This is a genomic window from Cognatiyoonia sediminum (assembly GCF_900129845.1).
In the GTDB taxonomy this organism is placed as follows: Bacteria; Pseudomonadota; Alphaproteobacteria; order Rhodobacterales; family Rhodobacteraceae; genus Cognatiyoonia; species Cognatiyoonia sediminum.
On sequence record NZ_FQXB01000008.1, the window covers coordinates 77,807 to 99,665 of the forward strand.

At 52.8% G+C, this 21,859-nt stretch carries 21 protein-coding genes; 14 read left to right on the forward strand and 7 right to left on the reverse strand.

Annotated features, from left to right (window positions below):
- Positions 1 to 72: 72 nt before the first annotated feature.
- The 4 genes from BUA85_RS16120 to BUA85_RS16135 are packed head-to-tail and all read left to right on the forward strand — an operon-like array spanning position 73 to position 4,761.
- The gene (locus BUA85_RS16120; RefSeq protein WP_072902928.1) at positions 73 to 1,533 is read left to right on the forward strand and encodes an aldehyde dehydrogenase family protein; all 1,461 of its coding nucleotides are present in this window, start codon (positions 73 to 75) and stop codon (positions 1,531 to 1,533) included.
- Entirely contained in the window at positions 1,533 to 2,507 is a 975-nt protein-coding gene (locus BUA85_RS16125) for a membrane dipeptidase (protein ID WP_072902930.1), read from the forward strand. The genes BUA85_RS16120 and BUA85_RS16125 overlap by 1 nt, the downstream gene beginning before the upstream one ends.
- Complete coding sequence (locus tag BUA85_RS16130; protein ID WP_072902932.1) at positions 2,504 to 4,186, forward strand: hypothetical protein; 1,683 nt, start codon at positions 2,504 to 2,506, stop codon at positions 4,184 to 4,186. Before BUA85_RS16125 ends, BUA85_RS16130 begins: the two co-directional genes overlap by 4 nt.
- 11 nt (positions 4,187 to 4,197) lie before the next feature.
- Positions 4,198 to 4,761 (forward strand): DUF3726 domain-containing protein, encoded by a 564-nt coding sequence (locus tag BUA85_RS16135; RefSeq protein WP_165611633.1) that lies wholly within the window; start codon positions 4,198 to 4,200, stop codon positions 4,759 to 4,761.
- Between the two features lie 7 nt (positions 4,762 to 4,768).
- Here BUA85_RS16135 and BUA85_RS16140 read toward each other — a convergent pair whose 3' ends face one another.
- From BUA85_RS16140 to BUA85_RS16170, 7 genes are all read right to left on the reverse strand, one after another.
- Entirely contained in the window at positions 4,769 to 5,521 is a 753-nt protein-coding gene (locus BUA85_RS16140) for an SDR family oxidoreductase (RefSeq protein ID WP_072902936.1), read from the reverse strand.
- Positions 5,521 to 6,363 (reverse strand): fumarylacetoacetate hydrolase family protein, encoded by an 843-nt coding sequence (locus BUA85_RS16145; RefSeq protein ID WP_072902938.1) that lies wholly within the window; start codon positions 6,361 to 6,363, stop codon positions 5,521 to 5,523. Before BUA85_RS16145 ends, BUA85_RS16140 begins: the two co-directional genes overlap by 1 nt.
- A gap of 447 nt (positions 6,364 to 6,810) precedes the next feature.
- Positions 6,811 to 7,497 (reverse strand): ABC transporter ATP-binding protein, encoded by a 687-nt coding sequence (locus tag BUA85_RS16150; RefSeq protein ID WP_072902939.1) that lies wholly within the window; start codon positions 7,495 to 7,497, stop codon positions 6,811 to 6,813.
- Positions 7,494 to 8,243, reverse strand: a complete 750-nt coding sequence (locus BUA85_RS16155; RefSeq protein WP_072902989.1) for an ABC transporter ATP-binding protein — start codon at positions 8,241 to 8,243, stop codon at positions 7,494 to 7,496. Before BUA85_RS16155 ends, BUA85_RS16150 begins: the two co-directional genes overlap by 4 nt.
- Positions 8,236 to 9,219, reverse strand: coding sequence for a branched-chain amino acid ABC transporter permease (locus BUA85_RS16160; RefSeq protein WP_072902941.1), 984 nt, complete (start codon positions 9,217 to 9,219; stop codon positions 8,236 to 8,238). The genes BUA85_RS16155 and BUA85_RS16160 overlap by 8 nt, the downstream gene beginning before the upstream one ends.
- Positions 9,216 to 10,136: a branched-chain amino acid ABC transporter permease gene (locus tag BUA85_RS16165; protein ID WP_072902943.1), complete on the reverse strand. Its 921-nt coding sequence runs from the start codon at positions 10,134 to 10,136 to the stop codon at positions 9,216 to 9,218. The genes BUA85_RS16160 and BUA85_RS16165 overlap by 4 nt, the downstream gene beginning before the upstream one ends.
- A gap of 84 nt (positions 10,137 to 10,220) precedes the next feature.
- Positions 10,221 to 11,351, reverse strand: a complete 1,131-nt coding sequence (locus BUA85_RS16170; RefSeq protein ID WP_072902945.1) for an ABC transporter substrate-binding protein — start codon at positions 11,349 to 11,351, stop codon at positions 10,221 to 10,223.
- A gap of 640 nt (positions 11,352 to 11,991) precedes the next feature.
- On the opposite strand from BUA85_RS16170, the gene BUA85_RS16175 reads away from it, so the two are divergent.
- From BUA85_RS16175 to BUA85_RS16220, 10 genes are all read left to right on the forward strand, one after another.
- Positions 11,992 to 12,687 carry an urease accessory protein UreD gene (locus BUA85_RS16175; RefSeq protein WP_242649081.1) on the forward strand — a complete coding sequence of 232 codons (696 nt, stop codon included), beginning with the start codon at positions 11,992 to 11,994 and terminating at the stop codon, positions 12,685 to 12,687.
- A 4-nt stretch (positions 12,688 to 12,691) separates the two neighbouring features.
- Positions 12,692 to 12,994 carry an urease subunit gamma gene (locus BUA85_RS16180; protein ID WP_072902948.1) on the forward strand — a complete coding sequence of 101 codons (303 nt, stop codon included), beginning with the start codon at positions 12,692 to 12,694 and terminating at the stop codon, positions 12,992 to 12,994.
- Positions 12,995 to 13,002: 8 nt separating this feature from the next.
- Complete coding sequence (locus BUA85_RS16185) at positions 13,003 to 13,308, forward strand: urease subunit beta (protein WP_072902950.1); 306 nt, start codon at positions 13,003 to 13,005, stop codon at positions 13,306 to 13,308.
- Positions 13,309 to 15,069 (forward strand): urease subunit alpha, encoded by a 1,761-nt coding sequence (ureC, locus tag BUA85_RS16190; RefSeq protein ID WP_072902952.1) that lies wholly within the window; start codon positions 13,309 to 13,311, stop codon positions 15,067 to 15,069.
- Entirely contained in the window at positions 15,069 to 15,539 is a 471-nt protein-coding gene (locus BUA85_RS16195; protein WP_072902954.1) for an urease accessory protein UreE, read from the forward strand. The genes ureC and BUA85_RS16195 overlap by 1 nt, the downstream gene beginning before the upstream one ends.
- Positions 15,481 to 16,176, forward strand: a complete 696-nt coding sequence (locus BUA85_RS16200) for an urease accessory protein UreF (RefSeq protein WP_242649082.1) — start codon at positions 15,481 to 15,483, stop codon at positions 16,174 to 16,176. Before BUA85_RS16195 ends, BUA85_RS16200 begins: the two co-directional genes overlap by 59 nt.
- Entirely contained in the window at positions 16,173 to 16,784 is a 612-nt protein-coding gene (gene ureG / locus BUA85_RS16205; protein ID WP_072902955.1) for an urease accessory protein UreG, read from the forward strand. Before BUA85_RS16200 ends, ureG begins: the two co-directional genes overlap by 4 nt.
- Positions 16,785 to 16,825: 41 nt before the next feature.
- Entirely contained in the window at positions 16,826 to 18,547 is a 1,722-nt protein-coding gene (locus BUA85_RS16210; RefSeq protein WP_072902957.1) for an ATP-binding protein, read from the forward strand.
- Positions 18,544 to 19,836: a sigma-54-dependent transcriptional regulator gene (locus tag BUA85_RS16215; RefSeq protein ID WP_072902960.1), complete on the forward strand. Its 1,293-nt coding sequence runs from the start codon at positions 18,544 to 18,546 to the stop codon at positions 19,834 to 19,836. The genes BUA85_RS16210 and BUA85_RS16215 overlap by 4 nt, the downstream gene beginning before the upstream one ends.
- A gap of 907 nt (positions 19,837 to 20,743) precedes the next feature.
- Complete coding sequence (locus BUA85_RS16220; protein ID WP_072902962.1) at positions 20,744 to 21,775, forward strand: serine hydrolase domain-containing protein; 1,032 nt, start codon at positions 20,744 to 20,746, stop codon at positions 21,773 to 21,775.
- Positions 21,776 to 21,859: the final 84 nt, after the last annotated feature.

The following is a 21,859-nucleotide window of genomic DNA, read 5'->3' on the forward strand; positions in this document are numbered from 1 at the left end:
TCTCTGAACCTAACTTCAACTATTTAAGTTTGACTGACAACATAGTGAAAGTCCAATGTGTGGTCATACCCAATGAAAGAGGCCCCCTTGACACATCTGAACCTAATCGCAGGCGAATGGCTTGCAGGTGAAAGCGAAATCGAGAATCGCAATCCTTCTGATCTGAGCGATGTCATCGGTCAGTTTAGTCAGGCAAACAGCAGCCAACTGAACACGACCTTGGCACAGGCGCAAACAGCTCAGAGAGAATGGGCACAGTACGGTTTGGAACGTCGGCAAGCGATCCTGATGAACATTGGGAACGAATTGATGGCCCGCGCCGAAGAGCTTGGCACGCTTTTGTCCCGCGAAGAGGGCAAGCCACTGGCCGAGGGCAAGGGCGAAGTTTATCGGGCGGGTCAGTTCTTTGCCTATTACGCTGCCGAATGCCTGCGCCAGATCGGCGAAAATGCGGATGGCGTTCGGGACGGTGTTGAAATTGATGTCAGACGCGAACCTGTCGGTGTCGTCGCTGTCATCAGCCCATGGAACTTCCCGACCGCAACCGCATCATGGAAGATCGCACCTGCGCTTTGCTATGGCAACGCGGTCGTTTGGAAACCTGCAAATATCACACCTGCATCTGCGGTGGCCCTGACAGAAATCATCGCGAGACAAGACATTCCAAAAGGGCTTTTCAGCCTTGTTATGGGGTCCGGCGGGACGATTGGACAGCAGTTGGTCGAAAGCCCATCGATCAACGCGATTTCTTTCACCGGCTCTGTGCCGGTGGGCAAACAAATCGCCCGTGACGCCATTCAAAACCTCACAAAGGTTCAGATGGAGATGGGGTCGAAAAACGCACTTGCCGTCATGAACGACGCCAATCTTGATCTGGCTGTCGCCTTGGCGCTTGGAGGAGCGTTCGGTGGGACAGGGCAAAAATGTACAGCGTCCTCTCGTCTTATCGTTCATGCCTCTATCCATGATGCTTTCGTTGAAAAACTGGTCGACGGAGCAACGGCAATGAAAGTCGGGCACGCGCTTGATGACAGCACCCAAATGGGGCCGGTTGTCAGCCAACAGCAACTCGATGAGAATCTCGCTTATGTTGACTTGGGCAAGTCGGAAGGTGCGGAATTGGCCTGTGGCGGCGCGCGCCTCGATTTGCCGCACGACGGGTACTATATGTCGCCAGGTGTGTTCCTGAACACCCGAAACGACATGCGGATCAATCGTGAAGAAATGTTTGCGCCACTGACCAGTGTCATCAAAGTCGACAGCTATGAAGAAGCATTGGCAACCGTCAACGACACCAACTTTGGCCTCACCTCGGGCATCGTCACGCAAAACCTTGCCCGTGCTACACACTTCCGACGCAACGCGCAGACGGGTGTCGTAACAATAAACTTGCCAACCGCGGGCACGGACTATCACGTCCCCTTCGGTGGTCGGGGCGACAGCTCTTACGGGCCGCGTGAACAGGGCAAGGCAGCTGCGGAATTCTATACCACCGTCAAAACCGCCTATATCAGCGCGGGAACACCGTTCTGATGCGGATCGACGGCCTGCAATACGCCAATTGGTCAGAAAAAATCTTTCGCCAACTGCGCGAAGGGCAGGTCGACGCGATCCATGTCACCATCGCCTATCACGAAAATTTTCGCGAAACGGTTCTGAACTTTGAAAAGTGGAACCGCTGGTTCGAACAATACCCTGACCTGATTATGAAAGGGCAGTGCGCCAGCGACATAGACGTGGCCCGCGAAACAAGCCGTACCGCAGTGTTCTTCGGGTTCCAGAACCCCTCACCCATCGAAGACGATATCGGGTTGGTTGAAATCCTGCACACGCTCGGCGCGCGTTTCATGCAGCTGACCTACAACAACCAATCGCTCCTTGCGACGGGATGCTATGAAGTCGAAGACACCGGCCTTACACGTATGGGCAAACAGGTGGTCAAGGAAATGAACCGTGTCGGTCTTGTCGTCGACATGAGCCATTCTGCCGACCGATCCACGATTGAAGCGGCGGAATATTCAGACCGCCCCATCGCCATCACTCACGCGAACCCGCACCGCTGGCATCCTGCGCGCCGAAACAAATCCGATGACGTTATTCGCGCGGTCACTCAAAACTGTGGCATGTTGGGCTTTTCGGTCTACCCTCATCATTTGAAGGACAAAACAGACTGCACGTTGGAGAGCTTTTGCGAGATGATCGCACGAACGGCTGATAAGTTCGGTGTCGATCATTTGGGGATCGGCACGGACCTGTGCCAAGATCAGCCTGACAGTGTGGTGGAATGGATGCGCGTGGGCCGGTGGACGAAGAAAATTGACTATGGTGAAGGATCGGCTTCCGACGCCGGTTTTCCACCTATGCCAGAGTGGTTCCAAGACAATCGCCACTTTGACAACATCGAAGACGGCCTGCGGCAAGTGGGCATGAACGAAGCCGAGGTCGCGGGCGTCATGGGCCAAAACTGGTATCGATTCTTTTCTGAAAACTTCGGGCCACACCCATGAACGATCTCTCGCCTCTGATCCCACGTCGCGATCCGAACGTGGTGATGCGTTTGTCGCGATTGGGGTCGCTGCATCAAACCAGGCTCAGCTTTATGCGGATTCTGATGCGGCGCATGGCATCGGAAGACTGGACGTTCAGCCGACCAGAGTTTGACATTGATGAAATCGGCGTCGGCTATGCGGTTTATTCCGCAAAGACCCCCAACCGCAGTTATTCGCTTGTCGCCTTCGCCCATGATCTGCCGCCCGAAGACCGCTCCGACCGCGTGATTGCAAACGCATGGGATGCAACCTTTACACTCTTCGATGGGGTGCCGACGAGGGACGACATTCAACGGCTATCCGAGAACGTGCCCGTGCAAGAAGCCGGTCGGATCACTGAAAAAGAGCTCACCATGTCCCGCGCTAACCGCTCGGTCAGATTGTGGGAGCATGTCGTTGAACAGCTCTCAAATGGTCAGCAACCTGACCTCGAACAAATTCAGCAGGTCGGCTACCTGATGCGTACCACCGCCGTCTATGGTTCTGGCAAGTTCGGAGCCGCAGATCGCGAATCAATCGAAGACCGATCAGAGTTTAAAGCACCGTTCCAAGTTGAAATGCTGACAGTCTATCTGATCCGCACCTTCGTCAAAGACCTTGTCGAGCATATGGCCCGCGCCAAGGGCGGCAATGCTGCTGCCCCTCTGTCATCTGACATCGCCAAACAGCTTGGTATCGGCAATTCAACAGGGCTTGGCATGGCGCCATTCCTGATCAACCACCCAATCCTGTTCAGCAACTGGATCATGGTACGAGAGGAAGCAATCTCGCGCGTCCGTTCTGTTGCTCAGGCATCGAAAGAAGAAATTGCCCTGTTCCTGTCCCTCTTCGACCGCTGCCGCCACTCAATTGATCAATGGACATCAGAACATCCAATCCAGAAGGAACGATTGTCCAAACTAAAGTCAGACATCGCCTCAATAGTAACGCGCTTAGACGCGCAGGATTTCGACGTCGCCTACCCATGGGATAGCATTTTAAAATGGGCAGCCGAAACGCTTAGCGAAGAAGGTCAGGAGTTTCTAAATTCACTGGTTTTGGAGCCCTACGCTCAACTGGTTGATGGACTGAGTAGCTGCATGTCGGATCACTTTGAACGGAGCTTCCACATTGATGGCGCCATTCCTGTTGAAAACGTAAGGCAACTGATCACCGATACGTTCGGATGGGCTTTGTCCGTCGATTGGACAGCTCAGCCTGAAAATGCGCGAGCATGGTATGTCTCAGAAGAAAAGCTAGAGCCGCGCTTGGGCGAACGGTTTGAAGAACCCATCGCCAAATATGAACAGCCCTTGGCCCCGGCACGCGATGCGGCAGCTGCATTTGGGGCTCTCAAACCCTACGCAAAGGATGCACCCATCAGCGCATTCCTCGCAGACCACCCGCATTTCCGGCACACGATCCGTCGCGCGCAAATGAGTGCACTCGCCCCCTATTCCGAAATCCGTGACAATACGATCAGCGCAGAACTTTTGCCGATTGATATGCTTCGCGCGAAATTGTCTTTCTTTGGAGCCATTCATTTCGATCCACGCTCCGACCGCTGGGTGCGTATATGCATGTTTTCCGGTGCGCCGTATCCCGCTGATCTGACAGTAGAAAACGCCGACTTTTGGATCTATCCAGAGGTCGCTTAATGGACCTTTCAATGAACGAAGTTGAAGCCCAAGCGCGAAAGGCCGCGAAAGGGGCCGACTATTCGTGGGGCGAAGCAGAAGATATAGGAAAAGCGGTGAGGTGGTTGTGCAAACGCGGAGTAAATGGGTGCGAGCATCTTGCGCAGCTACTGCTAGCGAAGCCTGATCCCAAAAACTGCCCGATCCGATTGGGTATCCTCATTTTGGACAATGCAAAAAACTTGGGTGACACTCTGACATCCTTCGGTTCGGTCGCCGAACCAGCGCTGGTGATCCCTTTCGCAGCTTTTGCATCAGCACAGATTGAACGTCCACTGGCGATTCAGGCTGGCAAATGCTCAGTTATTGTTAGCGAGAGTGCTTTCGAAATTACTGGCGAGCCGATGCGCAATAAGTCGGTTATTGAAGTGAAAGCCACGGCCAAGTCACCAAAACTAATGACTTCAGTCTCCCGAGCGAGTCCGCAAAGGGAGACATGGGAAACGCTCGACAAGTTCGCTCACCGCACCTACGCTCCCGCGACTGAGGAGTCTCGGATGCTCGGTGCCGGCGCTGGCATTTCAGACAACGACTAAGCGCAGTCTAAATTGTCCAACCGCCATCGATCTTAAATTCAGCCCCAGTGACGAAAGCACTTTCGTCAGAAGCGAGATAGACTGCCATCGCCGCAATTTCATCAGCACTCGCAACACGCCCCATCGGCTGACGCGCAACAAACTGGGCCTCGGCCGCGTCCACACCGCCAACTTCATCCGCGATGGCCTCCACTCGGTCGCGCCAAGACGGGCTATCAACCGTCCCCGGACAAATGGCATTACACCGCAACTTTTGTCCGGCAAAATCAGCGGCGACCGCCTTTGTCAAACCAATCACCGCAGCCTTCGTCGCGCCGTAGATATAACGCGACGGCGCCCCTTTGATCGAAGACGCACCCGAGGACATGTTTATAATTGACCCACCAATGTCAGCAGTCCCGCGCGCCAACATACCCGGCAAAAAAGCGCGGATCATGCGGTGCATGGATTTGACGTTAAGATTGAAAGAAAAATCCCAGTCTTCATTTGTTGCGTCCAAAACCGTACCATTGTGGACAAAGCCCGCAACATTGCAAAGGACGTCAACATCGCCAACTTTTGCGGCATAAGCTTCCACCGCTGCATCATCAGTGACGTCCAATTTGTCAGTCCTTTGGGCATTAAGATCAGACATCAAAACAGGATCGAGATCACTTGCGAAAACCTCCGCGCCGTCTTCACTGAAACGTCGCGCAATTGCCGCTCCAATCCCCTGCCCTGCAGCAGTGACAACAGCGCGCTTTCCAGCCAAAGGCCCCATTAGCCCTGCACCACCTTTTGGCTTTGCTTACCGAAACCTTCGATACCTACCTCAACAGTGTCACCGGCTTTTAGGTAAACCTGCGGATCATGCCCCATACCGACACCGGGCGGTGTGCCCGTCGTGATCACATCACCGGGGTGGAGCGACATAAATTGGCTGAGGTAAGATACCAGATAGCGTACGCCATAAACCATCGTCGCGGTTGAGCCATCCTGATACCTATGTCCGTTCACCTCACACCACATGGCGAGGTTTTGAGGATCAGGAACCTCGTCCGCCGTTACAAGGTAAGGCCCAAGTGGCCCAAAGGTGTCGCAGCTTTTACCCTTAGTCCATTGGCCTGACCGTTTCTGCTGAAAATCGCGTTCGCTGACGTCATTCATAATCGTGTAGCCAGCGACATATTCGAGCGCGTCGTCTTCGTTCACATTTTTTGCATGACGGCCGATGACGATGGCAAGTTCGACTTCCCAATCTGTCGCAACCGAACCAACAGGAAGCTCAAGATCATCATTTGGACCGCAAATGGCGCTAGTGGCTTTTGCGAAAATTATCGGCTCTGGCGGCACATCCATCCCGCTTTCGGCGGCGTGGTCCGAGTAATTCAGACCAATGCAGATGATTTTTCCAACATCGCCAATACAAGGCCCAATCCGAACGTTGTCAGACACGATTGGCAAAGCGTCCAAGTCTTTCTGCGATATACTCGCACGAGATAATGTAGACAGCGTCTCTCCGGAGATGTCAGCAAACAAAGAAGATAGGTCGCGAATTTGACCACAACTGTCCAAAACACCGGGTTTTTCCTGCCCAGAGTTTCCAAACCGCAAAAGTTTCATCTGTCTCCCCCTTTGTAGTTTCCGTTGGACCCTACATCAGGCAGCCTCGGCGGCAAGTCATGTTTCATTGGGCATACCCTGGAGTCATGGCCTATAAAATGGGTGAGAGACAGGTATCGGCTGTGCGCCCAAGCCGCCTTTCAGAGTGGCCTACGAAAATCGTTATTAAAGACGAGAAGCAATCCTTTGCTGCAAGATCCTTTTGAGATTGTCACTTAACCAAAGCCGTCATTTAACTTTCAACATTCTAGCGCTGAGCGGTGATCCAATTACGACATTCGCTTTCGCGGTCTTTTTAGACACAAACGCTCTTATCCTGGCAAAAAACCAAAAATTAAATTGGAGATTTTTAATTCATAGAAATCTAGTCGGACGACTGATGCACAAACATTGGTAGCCTGCTTAAACGGAAGCTTGGCTAAGAAGCTTCCATAGCTCTAGCACTATCTAAACGCCAATATACCTTTGTGTTATTTCGGTTGTTAGGCTTGGCATCGCACCACTCCATACCGTCTTTCCGCGTGTTAGAATCGCAGCATAGTCAGACACAGCAGCCATTTCCTTTAAGTTCTTGTCGATCAGGATGATTGCCATCCCAGTTTCCGATTTAATTCGCTTTATTGCAGCCCAAATTTCTTGCCTTACGATTGGTGCTAAGCCTTCGGTCGCCTCATCAAGGATCAAGAGTTTTGGGTTCGTCATCAATGCACGACCAACAGCCAACATCTGCTGCTCACCTCCAGAAAGAAAAGCAGCACCTTGATTGCGCCGTTCCGCCAACCGCGGAAAAAGCTCTCCAACCGTTTTGAGATCCCAAGGTCCCGTCCTTGCCGCAGCGATCAAATTTTCTTTAACCGTTAAGTTATAAAAGCATCTGCGCCCTTCAGGAACCAAACCGATCCCAAGCCGAGCGACCCGATGACTAGGAAGCTTATGAAGAGTGTTGCCATTGAAATGCAGCCCACCATTGGAGCTGATCATCCTACAGATCGCTTTGACGGTGGTCGTTTTACCCATGCCGTTGCGACCCATGAGCGACATCACCTCACCAGCCCCTAGTTCCAGATCAACACCAAAGAGCGCAGGAACTGGACCATAAGACGCAGTCAGACTTTCCAAGCTCAGAAGACTCACGTCTCTTCTCCTAGGTAGGCTTCTCTGACTTTTTTTGAGGCCTTAATCTCATCGACGGAACCAGACGCAATGATACGTCCGTATACCAAAACCGAAATTCGATCCGCCAATGCAAAAACAGCATCCATATCGTGTTCTACCAAAAGGATTGGTGCTTCATGTCGAAGTTCGGACAAAAAGTCTGTCATTGAGTGGGATCCTTCTGCGCCAAGGCCAGCCATCGGCTCATCCATCACGAATGCCTTTGGAGTAAGAGCCAGAGCAACGGCAACCTCCAATTGTCGCCGCTGACCATGACTAAGATTCGCAGTCACTTGATCACAGACCTCAGCCAGACCTACACGTTCTAACGCAGCCATAGAACTTTCAATCAAATCACGTGCTTTCAGAGCGGGCGACCAAAACCGCCACGGTTTTGCAGATCGACCGACCACTCCGAGGAGCACATTCTCAAGAACCGTATCTTCCATCGCCAAAGCAGAGATTTGAAAAGTTCGGCCAAGTCCAGCTTGCGCGCGTTCGGCTGTCGAGAAGTTGGTGACATCGGAGTCCCCCAAATGAACGCTGCCAGCATCAGGCTTGATCCCACCGCAAATCTGGCCGATCAGCGTTGACTTCCCCGCGCCGTTTGGGCCGATGATCGCATGAATTTCACCTGGCTTCAGATCGATGGAGACATCATCAGTCGCAACAAGCGCATTGAAGGTCTTACACAAATTGCGAGTCGCTAAAACTGGCTCAGACATGCGGCCCATCTTTTCCGGTCAAGATGCCGATAATGCCACCTCGAGCGAAGAGAACAATCAAAAGCAGAATCAAGCCAAGCCAAATATGCCAAAAGTCTGTAAATTCTCCCAGGAAGTGTTCCAAAGTCACAAATAACGCCGACCCAATCACCGGACCTGCCAACCGCCCCACCCCACCAATGATAATCAAGACGATAAGTTCGCCCGAAAGTTGCCACGAGAACATGGTTGGGCTGACAAAACGATTGAGATCAGCAAACAATGCTCCTGCTAATCCCGTAATCGCGCCAGAAATCACAAAAGCCAAAAGCTTCAATCGCATTGGGTTCAACCCAACGGTTTCAGCCCGCACTGGGGTTTGACGCGCTGAATTAAGCACAAGCCCGAATATCGAAGCCCGTAAGCGCGATTGGACGAACAGCGCAACACAAAGGGCGGTGAAACATAGGCCAAAGAACTGGATCGGTACAAGTGTATTGACCCCCGGAAATACATTGCGAACATAAATCGATAGCCCGTCCTCTCCGCCATAAGCGCTCCACGAAATCGAAAAGAAAAAGAACATCTGACCGAAGGCCAACGTGATCATGATGAAGTAGACACCCGTCGTACGGAGCGACAAGAGGCCGATGATCAGTGCCGCGAAGGCGGAGACCAGAACAGCCGTCAACCAAATGATCGGCATTGACTTAGTACCGTTAATGGTCAATGGACCGAGTTCTACTGGAATATAGTTTTGAGCGTGAAAGGCCAGAATGCCCATGGCATATCCGCCGAGCCCGAAGAATACCGCGTGGCCAAGACTGACTAGCCCACCAATGCCCAACGCAATGTTAAGACCAACGGCGGCCAGCGCCAAGACCGCAGCCCGCGTCGCAAGCGTGATCGTGTAGGGCTCTTCGATAATCAGTGCGCAGATTGGGATTAAGAGGAACCCAAATAGGACAATCGCGTTGATGTAACCTTCCCGGATCATGGCCGCGCCCCAAAAAGCCCCGTGGGACGCCAAATCAGCACGACGCTCATCAAGATATAGACTGCCATCGAAGCAAGCGCAGATCCGGTTTGCGTTGCTGCACCACTTTCCATGAAGAGCTTCAAAAACTCAGGCAGGAAAATGCCGCCCAGTGTATCCGTCAATCCAACCAATATGGCCCCAATTAACGCTCCTTTAATGGAACCGATACCGCCTATTACAATGACTACAAAGGCAAGGATTAGAACCGGTTCCCCCATACCAACCTGAACAGATTGAATGGCACCCACCAGTGCACCTGCCAAACCGGCAAGTGCAGCACCCAAAGCAAATACGAGGGTATAGAGTTTTGAAATATCAACGCCAAGAGCAGCAATCATTTCCCGATCGTTTTCGCCAGCTCGGATCTGAATACCAATCCGTGTCCGCGCAGTAAGCCACCAAAGGCCGAGAGCAACCAGAAGTCCAACGCCGATAAGAGTCAGACGGTAAAGCGGATATTCGATCCCGCCTGGCAAGGTAACGGGGCCGGAGAGATAGCTCGGCACATCAAGGAAAAGCGGGAAGGAACCAAAGACCCAACGCGTCCCCTCCGAAAAGATGAGAATCAATGCAAAGGTAGCAAGCACCTGGTCCAGATGAGCTGCTCGGTATAGTCTCCGGATGACCACAATTTCCACGATGGCACCGGCAAAGGCAGCAACGGTAAAAGCAGCTACTAGGGCCAATAGAAAAGATCCGGTCGCGCCGGCTACCGATGCCGCAGCAAAAGCACCAACCATGTAAAGCGATCCATGCGCGAGATTGATCAAACCCATAACCCCAAAAATCAGGGTGAGACCCGCAGCCATCAAGAACAGCATAATGCCGAATTGAAGACCGTTCAGGATCTGCTCGATGACCAGGATTGCTGACATAATGGAAACTTCGGCTCAGCCAAGATCTGAGCCCTTTTCTACGGCAAAGGGGCGGCCCCAAGGTAGTGCCTTGGGGCCAAATGCTTACATTTTACAGTCACCCGCATATGCATCCGCATGATTTTCGAGAGCAGTTCCAAGGATCTTGTTGGTGAAGATTTCGCCTTCCTGAACAACTTCCCGAGCATAGATGGTTTGAACCGGGTGATGGTTCGGCCCAAACATAAAATCACCTCGTGTGCTGTCAAAATTAGCTGCTCGAAGTGCTTCACGAAACGTATCGGCGTCATCTGGGTTTGCAATATTTAGGGCGGACAAGATTAGGTTCGCAGTGTCAAATCCCTGACTTGCATAGAGCGATGGCAAACGACCGTACTCTGTTTGGAAGCTCTCAACAAACGCGGCATTGGTTGCGTTTTCGATATCCTTGCTCCATTGCGATGTGTTGACAACACCAAGTGCTGCCGCACCCACGGCCTGCAAAATGCCTTGATCAAAACTGAACGCAGGACCAACAACCGGCAAATCGACCCCGCTGTCAGAATATTGCTTCAGGAAAGAAATTCCCATCCCGCCGGGCAGGAAGAAGAATACACTGTCAGCGCCAGAAGCGCGGATCTGAGCAATCTCAGCTGCGTAGTCCGTTTGACCAAGCTCTGTATAAAGCTCCCCTGCCAGTTCTCCTTCAAAAAAGCGTTTGTAGCCTGTAAGCGCGTCCTTACCCGCAGGATAATTCGGAGCGAGGATGAAACTGTTGCTGTAACCTGCACCATTGGCATAGGCACCAGCGGCCTCGTGCAGATTGTCATTCTGCCAAGCAACATTGAAGTAATTCTCATGACATCCGGCCCCGGCTAACGCCGACGGGCCGGCATTAGGTGACAGATAGAATACGTCTTGATTCACCGCCGAAGGCACTACCGCCATTGCAAGGTTTGACCATATAATACCGGTCATTATGTCGACCTTCTCAGATTGGATCATCTTGTCCGAAAGCTGGACTGCGATGTCTGGCTTGCGTTGATCATCCTCGATCACAACCTCGATGTCGTCCCGACCGGATTGCGCAATTGCCAGCATGAATCCGTCGCGGACATCAATGCCAAGCCCAGCACCACCGCCAGATAATGTTGTAATCATGCCGATCTTTGTGTCAGCTGCGGCACCTGCCGCTGTGAGCGCCAAAGCGGTCGTTATCCCAAACAAATTCTTCATGATTTTGATCTTTCTCCCCTTGCCAATTCTAAGCTCACTGGTTCAGGAGCCATGGCGTTTTACTATCTTTTTGCCATGTTACTTTTCGGGAGATTTTTAAAGAACACAAGCCTTTCAAATAGCCTTTGAGCAAGTGGGGTGAACGAACGAGCTTGGCAGGAAACTACTTCGAGCAAAATATGTTCACGTGCTTGCTTTAGAAACTTTGGTAAATATTGCGGCGCATAGCCGCGCGTTACGACAGATGCGCCCACACACTCCGATCCACTATATATCTCGCAGTCAAAATCATCTTCTGATAATGAATCCTGACCCTAACGGATACCAGCCTCATCGAACTACTGATTAAAAAAGTGCTTAAAAAATAAGCATAATTAGATTTGCCGCTTGCCAGATAAGCATTAGCTTTTTGTTCATTGAGATAGGGCTTAAATTTCTATCCTTTTAAAAAAAGACAGAGGGAGATTTAGTGGTAAATCGAAATTTGAGTGCGAAAATGTTAACCCGTGGTGCCACTAAAAGACGAAACGTTGAACTAGAACAGATTATCCCGCGGTCCGAAGGGCGAGGAGCTTTGTCTTCGAAGCTATACAAGGGCCGAAGCGTTATCGACGATTTCAGGTGCAGTGGCGCGTTGCGCGTGCTGTTTCCGAGAACTGATCAGGACTTGTCCGCGATCCTGATCAACACATCCGGCGGCCTGACCAGCGGCGATATTTTCGAATTTGAAGCAACGGCGCAAAAAGGCTCAAACCTAACTCTTTCTACCCAAGCGGCGGAACGCGGCTATCGCGCCCTGACAGGTTCAGCGGTCACGCAAACAACGCTGTCAGTCGAAGATGGTGCGCGGCTCAATTGGCTCCCCCAAGAACTGATATTGTTTGACGGCTGTGACATCGAACGTTCACTCACCGCCAACATGCAGGGCGATGCGCAGTTTCTATTCGTCGAACCGATGGTCTTTGGCCGTACGGCCATGAAGGAAACAGTCAATCGAGGCCGATTTCTCGATCAGGTCACAATCTACAGAGATCAGATACTTCTCTATTTTGATCGTGTTCGACTAGAAGACGACCTTAAAAATACCCTTTCACAACGCGCCATCGCGCAAGGCTGCCTTGCAATGGTGAATCTCATTTATATTGGCCCCGACGCCGAAGCACATCTCGATACTGTGCGTAGCCATCTACCAATAACAGGTGGGGCGACTATGATTGAAGACGACGTGATGGTAGGCCGTGTGCTCGCATCCGATGGGTTCGAGCTCCGCCAAGCGCTTTTGCCGATCCTTGATCTCCTCAGCCAAAACACACTCCCAAAAACTTGGAGGCTTTGAACACATGCAGCTGACACCCAGAGAAAAAGACAAACTGTTGGTCGCGATGGCTGCAGAAGTTGCGCGCAAACGGCTGGCGCGGGGGGTCAAATTGAACCACCCCGAAGCGATTGCTTTGATCACAGATGCAGTGATCGAAGGCGCACGCGATGGCCGCTCTGTCGCTGACATGATGCAGGCTGGGGCGCAGGTTATCACCCGCGACCAATGCATGAATGGCGTGTCTGATATGATTCACGAAGTGCAGGTCGAAGCCACCTTTCCCGACGGCACCAAGCTTGTCACCGTTCACAACCCAATCCGCTGAGGGCCACCATGATACCAGGAGAGCTTTTCCCCGCCGACGGCACCCTAACCCTAAACCCCGATGTGGAGGTGACCGTTTTGATGGTCGCCAACACTGGCGACCGCCCCATTCAGGTGGGCAGTCATTATCACTTTGCCGAATCCAATCCTGCCTTGGAGTTTGATCGAGAGGCAGCGTATGGAATGCGATTGGACATCGCAGCTGGAACAGCTGTTCGGTTCGAGCCGGGGCAACGCCGCGAAGTGAACCTAATTCCGATCTCCGGCGCACAGCGGATATTTGGGTTTAATCAAAAAGTCATGGGGGATCTCTAAATGCCCGCAACCATCTCCCGCTCTGATTATGCAGCCATGTATGGTCCCACCGTTGGGGACAAGCTCCGCCTGGCCGACACAGATTTGCTTATCGAGGTCGAACGAGACCTCATCGCCGAACGTTCTGCACAAGCCGCGACCGAAGTTTCTGTTGCGAACACGCTGCAGTACGGTGAAGAAGTTAAATTTGGCGGCGGGAAAGTCATCCGCGATGGCATGGGGCAAAGCCAAATAACCCACACTGCAGGTGCCGTCGATACCGTCATCACCAATGCGCTAATTGTTGATCATACAGGGATCTATAAGGCAGACATCGGCCTAAAAGACGGGCGCATCCTCAAGATTGGGAAGGCCGGAAACCCTGACACGCAACCGGGGGTTGACATCATCGTTGGCCCTGGGACAGAGGCCATTGCGGGTGAAGGCCGTATTGTCACCGCGGGTGGGTTCGATAGCCACATCCACTACATCTGTCCGCAGCAGATCGAAGATGCACTACATTCCGGACTGACAACCATGTTGGGCGGCGGCACCGGTCCCGCGCATGGCACACTCGCTACCACCTGCACCCCCGGCCCTTGGCACATAGGCCAGATGCTCCAATCGGCAGACGCCTTCCCGATGAACCTCGCATTCGCAGGCAAGGGCAATGCGTCGCTTCCTGCAGCATTGGAAGAACAGGTAAACGCGGGCGCCTGCGCTCTAAAACTTCACGAGGATTGGGGCACGACGCCCGCCGCCATCGACTGCTGTCTCTCTGTCGCTGATGCGATGGATGTGCAGGTGATGATCCATACGGATACCCTGAACGAAAGTGGCTTTGTGGAAAACACCGTCGCCGCGATGAAGGGCCGGACGATCCACGCCTTCCACACCGAAGGCGCAGGCGGTGGGCACGCACCGGACATCATCAAGATCTGTGGTGAGGATCATGTCCTGCCATCCTCCACCAACCCAACTCGGCCCTTCACCGTGAACACCGTAGAGGAACACCTGGACATGCTGATGGTCTGTCACCACCTCGACAAATCCATCCCCGAAGACGTGGCCTTCGCTGAAAGCCGGATCCGCCGCGAAACCATCGCTGCCGAAGATATCCTGCACGACATGGGCGCTTTTTCGATTATCGCATCCGACAGTCAGGCCATGGGCCGCGTTGGCGAAGTGATCATCCGCACATGGCAGACCGCGGATAAGATGAAGAAACAGCGCGGGCGTCTGGCGGACGAAGCAGGCGACAATGACAACCTGCGCGTGCGCCGCTATGTGGCAAAATACACGATCAACCCTGCCATCGCCCACGGCATAAGCACTGAGATTGGCAGCATCGAGGAAGGCAAACGCGCCGACCTCGTTCTATGGTCGCCTGCTTTCTTTGGTGTAAAGCCGGAAATGGTGCTGATCGGGGGTTCCATCGTCTGTGCGCAAATGGGCGACCCGAACGCCTCGATCCCAACGCCGCAGCCGGTCTATTCCCGCCCAATGTTTGGTGCCTATGGTCGAGCGGTCGAAAACTCCGCCGTGGTTTTCGTGTCCGAGGCGGCCTATGCAAATGGCATTGGCGATAGGCTTGGCTTGGCCAAGTCCACCTTGCCCGTGAAGAACACACGCAACATCGGCAAGAAAGACCTCAAACTCAATGACGCCACGCCAGAGGTTGAGGTGAACCCAGAAACCTACGAGGTCCGTGCCGACGGCGAACTCCTCACCTGCCAACCAGCGACGGAATTGCCAATGGCGCAGCGGTATTTCCTGTTCTGATGCCGGATTTTGTAGCCCAGGACATCAAACGCGCTGGCGATTGGTCCGGCAGCTTTGAACTATGCGTCATGACCTATGATGAGCGGTTCTTACGCCGAAAAGTCGTCAAAACAGCGCATGATGAGAACTTGCTGGTCGACCTGAAACAGACCACCTCAATCAATGATCACGACGCATTTGTGCTGACAGATGGACGGTTGATCGAAGTCATAGCTGCGGAAGAGGAGCTTTACAAAGTGACCGGCGATTTGGTGCAATTGGCATGGCACATCGGCAATCGCCACACCCCCTGCCAGATTGAAGAAAACCGCCTGCTGATCCAGCGGGACAAGGTCATCGGTCATATGCTGGAACACCTCGGCGCGACGGTGACAGAAGTCTTCGAGCCCTTCACTCCCGAAGGCGGGGCCTATGGCCACGGTCGCACGCATAGTCATGAACATGGGCATTCAGCGCATCATGACAACTGATCCGAAACTGCTGACGCTGGTTCATTGGCTGTCGCCGTCCTATCCGATTGGGTCATTCGCGTGGTCCCATGGGATTGAAGCCGCGATTGCACAGGGATGGATTGAAGACGACCAAAGCCTGAAAGAATGGCTCACCGATTTGGTTCAGCAAGGATCAATTCGCAACGACGCGATTCTGATCTCGCTCGCCTATGGAACAACAGATTACGACACGGTGCGCAATCTAAACGCAACCGCACGCGCATTGGCCGCCTCAAAAGAGCGGATTAGAGAAGCGGAGCGTCAAGGGACGGCCTTTGCCAAAACAACCAGAGAGGTATGGAAGCTCAACCTGCCTGATCTGATGCTACCCGTGGCGCTTGGCTATGCGGCACGGTTACAAGACCTTGATGGGCAGAGCTTGACCGCGATCTATGCACAATCTGTGCTTAGCAATCTCGTGCTGGCGGCGCAAAGACTGATGGCCCTCGGGCAGACATCAGCGCAAACGATCCTCCTGGAGCTAACACCACTTTGCGCAGAGCTGTCGCAAGACGTCGCTCATTCAGACCTTGATGACATCTATTCGAATTGCTTTCTCTCAGATGTCGCGTCGATGGTACACGAAACCCAACAACCTAGACTGTTTCAATCATGACTAAATTGAATGGCCCTTTGCGCGTTGGCATCGGCGGTCCCGTCGGGGCTGGCAAGACGACGCTTACAGCAAAACTCTCCGAACAACTGAAGGCTGAGTATTCCGTCGGTGTGATCACCAATGACATCTACACGCAGGAGGATGCAGAAGCGCTGACGCGAATGCAAATCCTGCCATCCGATCGGATCATTGGCGTGGAAACCGGCGGCTGCCCGCACACGGCGATCCGCGAAGATGCCTCGATCAATCTCGCGGCGGTTGCGGAAATGCGGGAACGCCACGCCGAACTTGATCTTGTTCTAATCGAGTCTGGCGGCGACAACCTTTCCGCCACGTTTAGCCCGGAATTGGCGGACCTGACCGTCTATGTCATTGACGTGGCCGCAGGCGAAGAAATCCCGCGCAAGGGTGGCCCTGCCCTAACCCGTTCGGACATCCTTGTGATCAACAAAACAGACCTCGCACCTTATGTCGGCGCCTCCTTGGAAGTGATGGATCGAGACTCGCAAAAGATGCGCGGCGGGCGGCCTTATGTCTTTGCATCTTTGCGAAACAACAACGGTGTGCAGGACGTTGTTGATTTGATCAAAAGCAAAGGCGGTCTTTAGCACCGCTTGCACGACGATTTGACTTCGGCCTAGGTAAAAGGATGCGGATTTTCGTCCCACTCCTTTTGATTGGCGTCATGGCCATCGGTGCCTTTGGCGCCTATTGGGGCGCGTATGTCTATTTCCGTGCGGAAGTGATGGACCGCGCCGCTGCCCGATTGTCTCTTTACCGCAGCACTGTGGTTTCGGAGCTTGAACGCTTCTCCCACCTAACTTTTGTACTGGCCAACGATAGCTTTGTTATAGCGACAGCGCGGGGCGGTAACAGACAGGTTTTGAACGAAAGGCTCGCAGGCTTTGCGGATCGTGCAGGGATCGATGCGATCTATTTGATGGATCTGTCCGGCGTCACACAATCCGCATCAAACGCTGGAACAACAAGGAGCTTTGTTGGCCAAGACTATTCCTTCCGCCCATACTTTCAACAAGCCCTAAACGGCAGGCAAGGACAGTTCTACGGCATTGGAGCGACAACAGGTATTCCGGGGTATTTCTACGCTGAGGCTGTGAATGGTCCCAATGGCGCGGCGCTTGGCGTTATAGCCATAAAGATCGATCTGTCCAAGCTGCAAACCTCGTGGCAAGAAGCCGGAGAAAAGGTCATCCTTGCCAATGCTGACGGAATATCCCTCCTCGCATCTGAACCTAATTGGCGATACCGGGCTATGTCCGATCTGTCGCCTGCGCAAGTCACCCGCATTGCGGACGCGCGCCAATTCAGTGGACAAGACCTGCCGCGCCTGGATTGGATGACCGATGCAACTGGCACCGCGCAGGTAGAAGGGGAGGATTTGCTTCACCTCAGTTCTCTTGATTTGCCAAACGATTGGGCGCTGCACTATTTCACCACCGACGATGTGGCGGTAACCCGCAGTTGGCTTGCTACGGCGATTATGGTGTTCCTTGCAGGCAGTGCCTTCATCATCTTCCAAATACAACGCAACCAACGCATCGGTCGCGCGCTGCAACGTTCAGAAGCAGAAGAAGCACAGTTACGATTAGCCAACGAACGGCTCGCAATAGAAATCGAAGACAGGCGCGCCGCTGAACTCAAATTGCAACGGACACAAACGGAATTGGAACGTGCTAGTCGCCTGGCAGCACTAGGGCAGTTATCTGCCTCAGTGACCCATGAACTCGGCCAGCCGATCACAGCGATGCGCAACCACCTAACCGTAGCAGAGATGCAAGGTGGGCCAAGTAAGATTGTTGATAAAATGAAAGACCTTGTTGACCGGATGGAAGGTATCACCCGCCAGTTAAAGTTCTTCGCCCGCAAAGGTCGGGACAATTTCGAGGATTTCGATTTGAGAGACGCCCATGCCGCAGCTTTGGAACTCCTAGCGCCGAATTTGAAACAGCAGGGCGTCAAGGTCACAGAACATTTCGGGGAAGACCCGCTTGTTATCCATGGCAATAGACTTCGGATCGAGCAAGTGATGACCAACCTTTTGCGCAATGCGCTCGACGCAACAGAAGCGATTGATGCGCCAAAGATTACCGTGGAAGCCGGCACCGATGAAAACACCATCTGGTATCAGATTGCCGACAACGGCCATGGTTTGGATGATCAAAATTTTGACGACCTCAAAGAACCGTTCCGAAGCACGCGCGAAAGCGGTAAAGGTATGGGGCTTGGCTTGACGATTTCTGCTGGCATTGTCGAAGACCACAACGGGCATTTAAAGGCCTCAAACGGCACCGAAGGCGGCGCTGTGTTCAAAGCAACCTTTCCCGCGCCCACGGCGGAGGAGGTCAGATGAGCAAACCTCATGTAATGATCGTCGAAGACGACCACGAAATCAGATCATCGCTTGTTGATTTGTTGGATGCCGCAGGCTGGACCGCCTCCGCCTTCCCGCGTGCCGAAGACGCGCTGAAACAGCTCGATGACCTGCAACCAGCCGTGGTTCTGTCTGACATCCAAATGCCCGGCATGGGTGGCCTTGCACTGCTCGATACAATCCCCGGCGACGGGCCGCCTATCGTTCTGATCTCGGCCCATGGCGACATTCCGATGGCCGTCGATGCAATGAGCCGTGGCGCCTATAGCTTTGTAGAAAAACCGTTTGAGCCACGACGGTTGCTGACCATCCTGTCGCACGCCGCCGACCAGTACCAAATGAAGGCCGCCAACGAGCGGTTGAAAGACCGTCTGGTCAGCGTAGCGGGTTTGAACCGTATCCTCTTGGGTCAAAGTGCGGCGATGCAGGGTTTGCGCGATACGATCATGGATTTTTCAGACACCGGATTGCCAGTGCTCATCAAGGGCGAAACCGGCACCGGTAAAGAGCTCGTCGCCCGAGCGCTGCATAATCTTGGCCCGCGTGCTGAGCAGAATTTTCTAGCTCTAAATGCCTCGCTCTTAACGGCGGAAACCCTGGCAAAAAGCGTCCACCCCGCAGATGGCGGCACGCTGTTTCTCGATGAAGTCGGGGCCTGCCCAGTCGACGTTCAAGCCATGTTTTTGCGGCTCATTGAGCACAAGGAACTCCCCGCCGAGGATGGCAGCATCCTATCGTTGGACATCCGCATCCTTTCGGCCACCAATGAGAACGTGGACGAGGCGGTCGCCGCCGGAACACTACGCTCTGACCTCTTGTTCCGGCTGAACCCCTTCACCATCTCGATCCCTCCTTTGAGAGAGAGAAAGGACGACATTCTACTGCTGGCAACCCACTTCCTCGACACCGCAGCCCAGACCTACGAAATCGCAACGCCGGAGATCACTGCGCAAGATGTCAAAGCCCTCTTGGCACACGACTGGCCCGGTAATGTGCGCGAATTGCGCAGCGTCGCCGACCGCCGTACCCACGCTGCCCGTCGCGGTTTGGGCTCGTTTGCCGAAGCGATCAGCCCACTGGTCGATCAAGACGATGTGCCAGATACCTTGCGAGAGGCCGTGGCGAGCTTTGAACGGGAATTGATCGGTAAAGCGATCCAAAGCCATCAAGGCCGCATGGACGCGGTGGCTGAAGCTTTGGGGATCGGGCGGCGGACGCTCAACGAGAAGATCGTGAAACTGGGGTTGAATAAGGATGCATTTTTGTAAGGGTATTGTCGACATTTGGTGAATGCCACCCTTAGCGACAAATCCATCAATTGTTCTCGGATATAATACCAGTAGGCGACAACACGCGCGATGCGCACTCCACCGTTAAAAAGCACATTCTCAGTTCAAACTCACTTATCCGCCAGCTGTTCATTTGTAAGCTGTGACTACACTGAATGAGCTTTGCGCTTTCTGAACGTAGGCGTTACATCCTGTGGCCGACTATTTTGACCACTTTATACAGATTTCAGCGCTTGGAAATTTCCAAGTACCTGCAACTTAACCATAACTTTCATCGAAATAGGTGGTCTTGCCGCACCACCTTTAGGATCCAAAATTGAGGAAATTCTCATTTGCCTGCCTCATTTGTATTTTTACTGAAAATTGTAATTTAGCAAAATCAGGCACGCGCATGCCCATCGTACAAGACGGCAATGCGAAAGATGGTAGGTATACTGTACTATGACCCTGCCCAAATCTTGAGGACGAGTTAGGATGTAGTAAAAAACTGGTGCATGTTCAGTTGATGAGAACGGTGGCGTGCGTTGGCATGTAGTCAGATGGGGAGAGCAGCCGTGCGAGTACCACTTAAAAGATCACGATGGCTCCGTTAGGAGCAGATTCAGAGGCCTCAACAAAGTTGTGGCGCGCCATGTCGATGGGCATCAAACAAAATAAGTTGCTTAGGCAAGACAATTTCTTCACGCAGTTATTAGAAGCTGATCACCAAATTCCTATCATTCTTACGGCGCATAAATAGCACTAGTTTCTGACTGCTTTAGGGACCGAAATGCCGTAAGCTACTCGATCAACCATGGTTGACAATTCGGGACAAAACCGTCGTTCTAACTCGTTGAACCATGGAACATAAAATACAATTTTTAGTTGCTAATGGAGACGTATCGAGATGAGCAACTTGGAAGACGAATTCCTGAAACTCATTGAGACTGAGTTCGACAAGCCCAACTCGAACAGCATCCTGCTAAGCGTAAGGTCAGGTAGCGGACGTGTTCTGTTTGAAGCTACCGCCGGTGAGGGTGAAATCGACAGCCCCTATTTTGTTGCAAGCATTTCGAAAATGTTTACGGCCACGGTAATTATGCAATTGGTGGAAGAAGGATGCCTTAGTCTGGATGATACAATTGACGAATACTTGCCGCATCTCAGGCTGGAGGGCATTCATGTCTTCAGGGGCACGGACTACAGTCATCAACTAAAAGTATATCAGCTGCTCCATCAGACATCTGGACTTGCGGATTATTTTGCGAAGGGCTTGGATGAAGATTTCAAGAAGAACCGAGACCGGTTGTACAGCGTAGAAGATGTCCTCGACCTGATCCGAGGTCAGTCGCCCTTCGCAGCCCCAGACAGCGGAAGATCGCATTACTCCGACACAAACTATCAGCTTCTGGGTGCACTAATCGAGGTCGTTGCAGAGCGGCCTTTAGCCGAATTATTCGCGGAACGTATCTTTGCCCGTTTGGAAATGGCGGACACCTACCTTTTCGATCACACTATCCCTCGTGAAAAAGAGCCGCTGCAGTTCTTCTGCGAGAACACACAATTGTCGTTGCCGCTTGCTTTAACCTCAGAGCGAGGGGCGGGCGGGTGCGTCTCAACAATGCAGGATAATTATCGATTTCTGCGCGGTTATTTTGAGGGGGAGCTCTTCAATAAAACGTACTTTGAGCGCATGACAAAATGGAACCGCATGTTTTTCCCAATGCATTATGGCTATGGGCTATGGCGGTTTCAATTACCACGCTGGCTTACCCTTTTTCAGAAGATGCCAGAGTTCATCGGTCACGCAGGCGTCAACGGGGCAATGGCTTTCTATAATCCCGAAAAGGACCTGTACATCACGGGCACACTCAACCAAATTGACGACCCTGCAAGGCAATTCAAGTTCATGCCCAAAATCGTTGGCGCCGTGAAGTGAAAATCCCCACGATTAAAAGTGGGACCTGTCCAATTTGCTTCACCATAGGCTCAAACTGGAAGTTTGATAGGCTGAAAATTACCC